This window comes from Thermoanaerobacter thermocopriae JCM 7501 (assembly GCF_001310975.1).
Taxonomy (GTDB): domain Bacteria; phylum Bacillota; class Thermoanaerobacteria; order Thermoanaerobacterales; family Thermoanaerobacteraceae; genus Thermoanaerobacter; species Thermoanaerobacter thermocopriae.
In genome coordinates, this window is sequence record NZ_BAZY01000025.1 from 26,715 (window position 1) to 33,970 (window position 7,256).

Below are 7,256 nucleotides of genomic sequence, written 5' to 3' on the forward strand. Positions count from 1 at the left end.
ACAAGGGGGACTTTTAATGTTTGATAATATAAGGCCAACAAGAGCAGAAATATATTTGGATAATATAGTGCATAATTTGAGTGAAGTAAAAAGATGGGTGGGCAAGAAAGTAAAAATAATGGGTGTAGTGAAAGCCAATGCTTATGGTCATGGCGCTTGTCACGTAGCAAAAGTTTTGGTAGAAAATGGTGTTTGCTATTTGGGGGTAGCGACAATAGAAGAGGCGTTAGAATTAAGGGAATGCGGAATTAATATTCCCATACTCGTTTTTGGATATACTCCTTTAACTCAGGCCGAAGAATTAATTGTGAACAATATAACTCAAACTGTTTTTGATATAACTATGTTGAAGAGTTAGAAAAAATTGCTTTAAATGTGGGTAAAAAAGCTAAAGTACATGTAAAAATTGATACAGGCATGGGACGGATAGGATATACGGATTTAAAGGTAGCAGAAAAAGAAATAGAAAAAATGATGGAAATGGAAGGGGTAGAGGTAGAAGGTATATTTAGTCATTTTGCTACTTCTGATGAAAAAGATAAGAGCTATGCTGAACAACAGTTTGATATGTTCAAAAAACTATTAGAAAGGTTAAAAGAAAAAGGGATAAACATTCCTTTAAAACATATAGCTAACAGTGGAGCAATTATTGACCTTAAATATACTCATTTAGATATGGTGAGACCAGGAATAGTTCTATACGGTAGTTATCCTTCAGAAGAAGTCAAAAGACCATTGGATTTAAGACAGACTATGGGTTTTAAAACTAAAATAGTATATATAAAAGAAGTGCCCGAAGGCACTTCCATAAGTTATGGAAAGACATTTATAACTAAAAGAAAGAGTAAAATTGCTACCTTGCCTGTAGGGTATGCTGACGGTTTTAATAGATTACTTTCTAATAATTATCATGTGCTAGTGAAAGGGAAATATGCTGCTGTGGTTGGAAGGATTTGTATGGACCAAACGATGATAGATGTTACCGATATAGAAGGAGTAGAAGTAGGTGATGATGTAATTATTTTTGGAAATCAAGAGGGAGAAAAAATAACAGCTGAGGAGATTGCTAAAAAATTAAATACTATACCTTATGAAGTATATTGTGGAATATCCAACAGGGTACCTCGAATATATATTTACAAGGGAAAGGTAGTTGGGGAAAAAATTATTTAAAAATTTAGCTTTTATAGTATAAAATTTACAAATGATTGACATCATTATATATAGTAATATATAATAAATTATATAAGTGCGTAAGGAGGTCCTAAAAGTGGGCGAAACAAAGCGAATACTTGTGAGCTTGCCGCAGAGTTTATTAGAAGAGGTTGATGTTCTTGCCGCTATGGAAAACAGGAACCGCAGTGAATTTATAAGAGAAGCGATGAAATTATATATACGGGAGAAGAAAAAAATTCAAATACGAGAGAGCATGAAAAAGGGATATCTTGAGATGGCAGCGATTAACAGTGAACTTGCGGAAATGGGCCTAACCGCAGAAAACGAATGCTTTACAGGATACGAAATGAAATTGAAAAAGTGTGATTGACTATGGTGATAAAGAGGGGAGATATTTTTTATGCCGATTTAAGCCCTGTAATAGGCTCTGAACAGGGCGGAATTCGGCCTGTACTTATAATTCAAAATGATATTGGCAATAAATATAGTCCAACAGTAATAGTAGCGGCAATTACCTCTCAGATCAACAAAGCCAAATTGCCCACTCATGTTGAAATAAATGGGGCAGAATATGGACTTAACAAAGATTCTGTAGTATTGTTAGAACAAATTAGGACTATTGACAAAAAACGTTTAAGAGAAAAAATTGGCCATTTTGACCAGGAAATGATGGAGAAAGTCAATGAAGCTTTGCAAATAAGTTTGGGGTTAATTGACTTTTAAGGACTTATCTTAGGATAAGTTCTTATTTTTTGTTGAAATATCATTTATTTTTTTATAAAATAGAGGTAGGAGAGTGAAATTATAGGAGGAAGAACAAATGAAAAAAGGTTATGCACTTATACTGGTTTTTGTTGCAATTTTAGTGGCTTTAAGTGTTGGTTATGCTGACCAAAATTCTGAACCAGGAAGTCAGCAAGACCCTCTTGTTAGTAAAAGCTATGTTGATTCGCAATATAATGAAGTAAAGCTTATGTGGATGATAAGCTAAAAGAGGCAAAGACAGGGACAAGCTATGAGGTAGTGGAACTAAATGCTGGCGAAGTTTTAACCATGGAAGGTGGTACACAGGCAATAGTGAGAAGTGCAAATTCAGCAGTAATTGTTACAAAAACTGATGGAGTGGCAGACCTTACTGCAGGTACAAATTTAAAAAATAATGATATTATACCTGCCAATCACCTTTTGCTTTTTCCACGATCTGATGGTAGAGGAATAAAAGCGACAAAACGAACATACATAGTCGTAATAGGTAAATATACAAAAAATTAACAGCGCTGTGCGCTGTTTTTTATGCGTTAAAGAAAATTTTGTGATATAATATGAGTAGTTGTAAGTTTGCATTTTAATTCTCCAGAAAAGGAAATAATAAAGGAGAGATTAATTTGAATCTAAAGAAAATACTTATAATAATTATTGCGCTGTCTTTAATGATATCTGTTTTGGTAGACGTAAACAGAATAAAAGTGGAGAACAAGTATGACACAGTAGAAATTGTAGGAGATTTAAAAAGTTTCAAAGACCTTGCGTCTGTAACAGGCAGAGACTTAACTTCTGTACTTTCTGATATGAAATCAGCTGGTCTTATAGGTGTTGCTGTAAATGAGGTTACTCTGGAAAACCTTCAACAATCTGGTGAAATTTCTTTAAGCCTTTTAAAAGACGTAATAAATCTTTATTTATTATCTTCAAATTTAGGGAATGAAGCATTGGAAGACTACTTAAAGAGTCTTACAGATAAGGAAAGAGAGCAGTATGGCAATTACATAGTTGTAACAACAAAAGATGTAAAGATATTCAATTTTCTTAAAGAGGCTTTAACAAAAAGAGTGCCTGAAGACGGATTAAAAGTGCTTGAAAAGAGAGGTAGCTATGCCTTTGTTATCAATAAACCCAAAGATGTTTTTATAACAAAGGGGTTAGGATTTGATGAAAGCGATTTAGGACTGGTAAAGTCGTTAGGCTTTGATGTGATACCGCGAATTGAAAATTTCACAGGTATAAAAGATAAAGACATAGAAGAATATGTTGATATATTAAAAAAATTTAAGGTAAAGACTGTAATCTTTAATGGGACTGATGTTTTAGGAAATCCAGAAAAGATACCGTATGCAGCTTCACTGTTTAAGAAAAATGACATAAATGTAGGCATTATAGATGTACCTATGGGTAAGAAACTTCAAGAGGGGATGAATAAATTTGCTAAGTTTGATAGCTATAAGGGGATAAAAGTCTTTGGAGTTTCAGAAGCAGAAACTCAAAAATACGATGCTTCTGAAATAATAAATAGATGGTATAGAGGAATGATAGAGAGAAATGTGAGAATTATTTATATGAGAGCGAAGATAGAACATTTTAAAAGTGCGGATTACAATATAGAACAAAATAAATCTATGATAGAAGACATGACAAAATACATAAAAAAAGTAGGATTAAAAGTTGGTGTTGCTAAACCTCTTTCTGAACTTCATCAGTCAAAGCTTACGGAAATACTCATAAGTTTGGGAGTTATTGCCGCCGGCTTATTGCTTTTGCAGATGTTAGGAATTGGAGACTATGTGCTAATTTTATCAGGATTGTTGGGGGCTATACTGACTTCTTTAGTGCTGGTAAGCAGATTTAACGATTTAGGGGTCAAAGTAATAGCATTAGCTTCTTCTATAATTTTTCCTTCTCTTGGGATAGGATATTTTATAGACAAAATGAAAGAAATATTGGACAGGAAGAAAAATCTCAGTTTCACATATACCTCTTTAAAAATATTTATTAATTCGCTATTGATTTCTTTTGTAGGGGCTCTTAGTATAGCGGCTATAATGGCTGATAGCAAATATATGTTGAAAATTGACTATTTTAGGGGTGTAAAACTTTCTTTTGTACTACCTTTACTGTTTTATGTTTTATACTATATTGTAAAGATATACGATGCCAATGACTGGAAGACTTTTCTGGAAAGAATAAAGGAATTTTTAAACATAGACATAAAAGTATGGCATTTGGTAGCTATTGTTATAGCAGGGATCATTGGAATTATATACATTTCAAGGACGGGCAATGAACCTATTGTTAAGCCAACAGAGTTAGAACTTAAATTTAGAGACTTTCTTGAGCATACTCTTGTAGCAAGGCCTCGGACTAAAGAGTTTTTAATAGGTGACCCTGCGATTATATTAGCAATTTATGCTGCTTTTAAAAATTCCAAAGGGTGGGCATTTATTATGGGAATATTTGCTTCAATAGGTATCTTGTCAATTGTTAATACTTTTAGCCATATCGGAAGCGTGCTTCCAATTGCGATAGAGCGTACTGTAATTGGTTGGGTGTTGGGGGCTTTAATTGGCATGATTGCTGTATTTATAGTGGACAAGACCTTAAAAAATATAAAAAGGGAGTATTGATATGAAAACAGTCATATCCGGCTATTACGGATTTGATAATATTGGGGATGAAGCTGTTCTAAAATGTCTGGTAGAAGGTTTAAAAGAAAGAGGTATAACAGATATAACAGTTCTTTCTAATAAACCTGATGAAACTTCTAAAAAGTACAACGTAAAAGCAGTAAATAGGAACTCTTTTAAAGAAATATATAAAACGCTAAAACAGGCAGATGTATTGGTAAGTGGCGGTGGCAGTCTTATACAAGATAAAACCAGTAGTAAGAGTTTGTGGTATTATCTAGGGATAATGCTTATGGGAAAATTTCTGAGGAAAAAAGTGTATGTTATAGGGCAAGGTATTGGTCCAGTTGATAAAAAATTTAACAGATGGTTTACTGCAAGAATTTTAGATAAAGTTGATGGAATAGCTGTAAGAGATGAATTATCAAAAGAGTATTTGAAACAGCTAAATGTCAAAAAAGAGGCAGTATTAGCAGCAGACCTTGTGGTAAACTTTTCTATTGGTGATGACAAAAAAGTTTTTGATAAAATTCTTGAGAAAGAAGGAATTGATTTAAATTCCTCACAATATGTTTTGATTTGCACGAGAGAATGGGGAAATTCTGAATTATCAAGGGTTGAGTTGGCCAGTGCTGCAGATTTTATTGCCCAGGATTATGGATATAAAATTGTTTTTCTTCCTTTTTATCACGAGGATATAGAAGAGAGCGATAGGGTTGCTACTTATATGAAAATGCCTTATCAGATTTTAACTGGGAAATACGAGATAGAAGAGATTTTGAGTATCATCAAAGGCAGCAGCTTATTGATAGGTGTAAGACTGCATTCTTTAATTTTTGCGTTTATATCCTTGGTTCCATTTGTTGGTATATCTTATGACCCTAAAGTGGAGGGTTTTTTAAAATCTGTTGGTGAAAGCAGTGCCGGAGATATTAATTCTTTTACTGCCGAAGACATTTTAAAAAAGTAAATTCAATTTTACAGCGAAAAGAAGAGTATATAAATAATATGTCTAAGCGTTTAGTTGAGCTAAAAGAAAGAACAAAAAAGAATTTTGACATATTATTTGAACATAATAAATTTGAGGTGTGAAGATGGAAAGATTAGATATATTTGGAGTGCCAATAGATCGAGTGACAATGATACAAGCAGTAGATATTTTAAATAATTTTTTGCAAGAAAACAGACTGCACATTGTTGCTACGCCTAATGCAGAAATTGTAATGATGGCACAGAAAGATAAAGAATATATGGAAATATTAAATAATACTGATTTAAATGTCCCAGATGGAAGTGGCATTGTTTTTGCTTCAAAAGTTTTTAAAAAACCGCTGCCTGAAAGAGTGGCAGGTTTTGATCTTATGTTAGAATTTATAAAGGATATATCTTCTAAAGGCGTTAAAATTTATTTATTAGGTGCAGCTTGTCAAGTTGCAGAACAAGCTCGTGCTAATTTAGAAAAATTATATCCAGGAGTCAAAATAGTAGGGACCCATCATGGTTATTTTAGTGAGGAGGAAGAAAATAAAATCATAGAAGAGATAAATAATAAAGGTGCAGAAGTTCTTTTTTGTGGCTTTAGGTGCTCCTAAACAAGAGAAATGGATTTATAAAAATAAAGATAAATTAAAGGTAAAAATAGCAATGGGGGTCGGAGGAAGCTTTGATGTAATAGCTGGAAAAGTTAAGAGAGCCCCCTACATTTATAGAAAATTAGGCTTAGAGTGGCTATACAGATTGATTAAAGAGCCTTGGAGATATAAAAGAATGATGGCGCTTCCTAAGTTTGCCATTAAAGTTTTGCTACACAAAAGAGAAGTTGTAAGATAAGGGGAATGCCTTTATGAAAATTTCAGCTAGGAAAATAATAATAGACTTTTTGTGGGTTACGATAGGGACATTACTTGTTAGTTTGTCTCTTGACCTATTTTTGGCACCTAACAGGATTGCTCCTGGTGGAGTAAGTGGACTTGCAGTTGTTTTACGATATTTATTTGGATGGCCGATTGGAGCAGCTACATTGGCAATAAATATTCCACTTTTTATCATTTCGACTAAAGCTTTAGGAACAGGTTTTGGAGCTAAAACACTGTATTCAACTATTTTATTAGGTGTTTCTATTGATGCATTGGCTTTTTTAAAACCTCTTACCCATGATACTATGTTAGCAGCAGTATATGGTGGTATAATAATGGGTGTAGGGCTGGGCATTGTAATAAAATATGGAGCGACAACTGGTGGAACAGATATGGCTGCTATGACTTTGCATAAATACATACACTTTTTAAGTGTGGGTAGAATACTGCTTATAATAGACTTTATAATAATAACTTTAGCAGGAATAGTTTTCAGCCCGGAATTAGCTCTATATGCTTTTGCCACTGAATTTATTTCTATTAAAGTTATTGACCTTATCCAAGAAGGTAGTGGCGATGAGAGAATTGCTATAATTATTTCTGATAAGTATGAGGAAATCAGTAAGTCAATTTTGGAGGAAATGGAAAGGGGGGTAACAGAGTTAAAAGGAAGAGGGGGATATTCAAAAAAGACAAAAACGTTTTATTGTGTGTTGTAACTCGTAGAGAAGTTACAAATTTAAGAAGCCTTGTGAAAAAAATAGACCCTAATGCTTTCGTAATACTATCAACAGCCCATGAAGTTTTAGGAGAAGGATTTAAAAAC

The 7,256-nt window shown here is 33.3% G+C and carries 6 protein-coding genes and 3 pseudogenes; all 9 read left to right on the forward strand.

The genetic code is table 11. The features are described 5' to 3' along the window. The first annotated feature begins 16 nt into the window (after positions 1-16). A pseudogene (gene alr / locus JCM7501_RS09510) lies at positions 17-1,181 on the forward strand (alanine racemase). A gap of 89 nt (positions 1,182-1,270) precedes the next feature. Further along, a complete protein-coding gene (locus tag JCM7501_RS09515) occupies positions 1,271-1,546 on the forward strand; it encodes a CopG family ribbon-helix-helix protein (RefSeq protein WP_003867471.1) in 276 nt (91 codons plus the stop codon). Positions 1,547-1,548: 2 nt separating this feature from the next. Further along, on the forward strand, positions 1,549-1,899 hold the full coding sequence (locus JCM7501_RS09520) for a type II toxin-antitoxin system PemK/MazF family toxin (RefSeq protein ID WP_003867472.1): 351 nt from the start codon (positions 1,549-1,551) through the stop codon (positions 1,897-1,899). A gap of 97 nt (positions 1,900-1,996) precedes the next feature. Then, on the forward strand, positions 1,997-2,167 hold the full coding sequence (locus tag JCM7501_RS15020; protein ID WP_256201354.1) for a hypothetical protein: 171 nt from the start codon (positions 1,997-1,999) through the stop codon (positions 2,165-2,167). Further along, the gene (locus JCM7501_RS09525; RefSeq protein ID WP_256201355.1) at positions 2,152-2,448 is read left to right on the forward strand and encodes a hypothetical protein; all 297 of its coding nucleotides are present in this window, start codon (positions 2,152-2,154) and stop codon (positions 2,446-2,448) included. Before JCM7501_RS15020 ends, JCM7501_RS09525 begins: the two co-directional genes overlap by 16 nt. Positions 2,449-2,561: 113 nt before the next feature. Further along, positions 2,562-4,574: a DUF5693 family protein gene (locus JCM7501_RS09530; protein ID WP_028992607.1), complete on the forward strand. Its 2,013-nt coding sequence runs from the start codon at positions 2,562-2,564 to the stop codon at positions 4,572-4,574. 1 nt (position 4,575) lies between these two features. Beyond that, the gene (gene csaB / locus JCM7501_RS09535; protein ID WP_256201356.1) at positions 4,576-5,544 is read left to right on the forward strand and encodes a polysaccharide pyruvyl transferase CsaB; all 969 of its coding nucleotides are present in this window, start codon (positions 4,576-4,578) and stop codon (positions 5,542-5,544) included. Between the two features lie 124 nt (positions 5,545-5,668). Further along, positions 5,669-6,404, forward strand: a pseudogene (locus JCM7501_RS09540) (WecB/TagA/CpsF family glycosyltransferase). Between the two features lie 13 nt (positions 6,405-6,417). Continuing rightward, positions 6,418-7,256: pseudogene (locus tag JCM7501_RS09545) on the forward strand (YitT family protein); the annotation flags it as partial.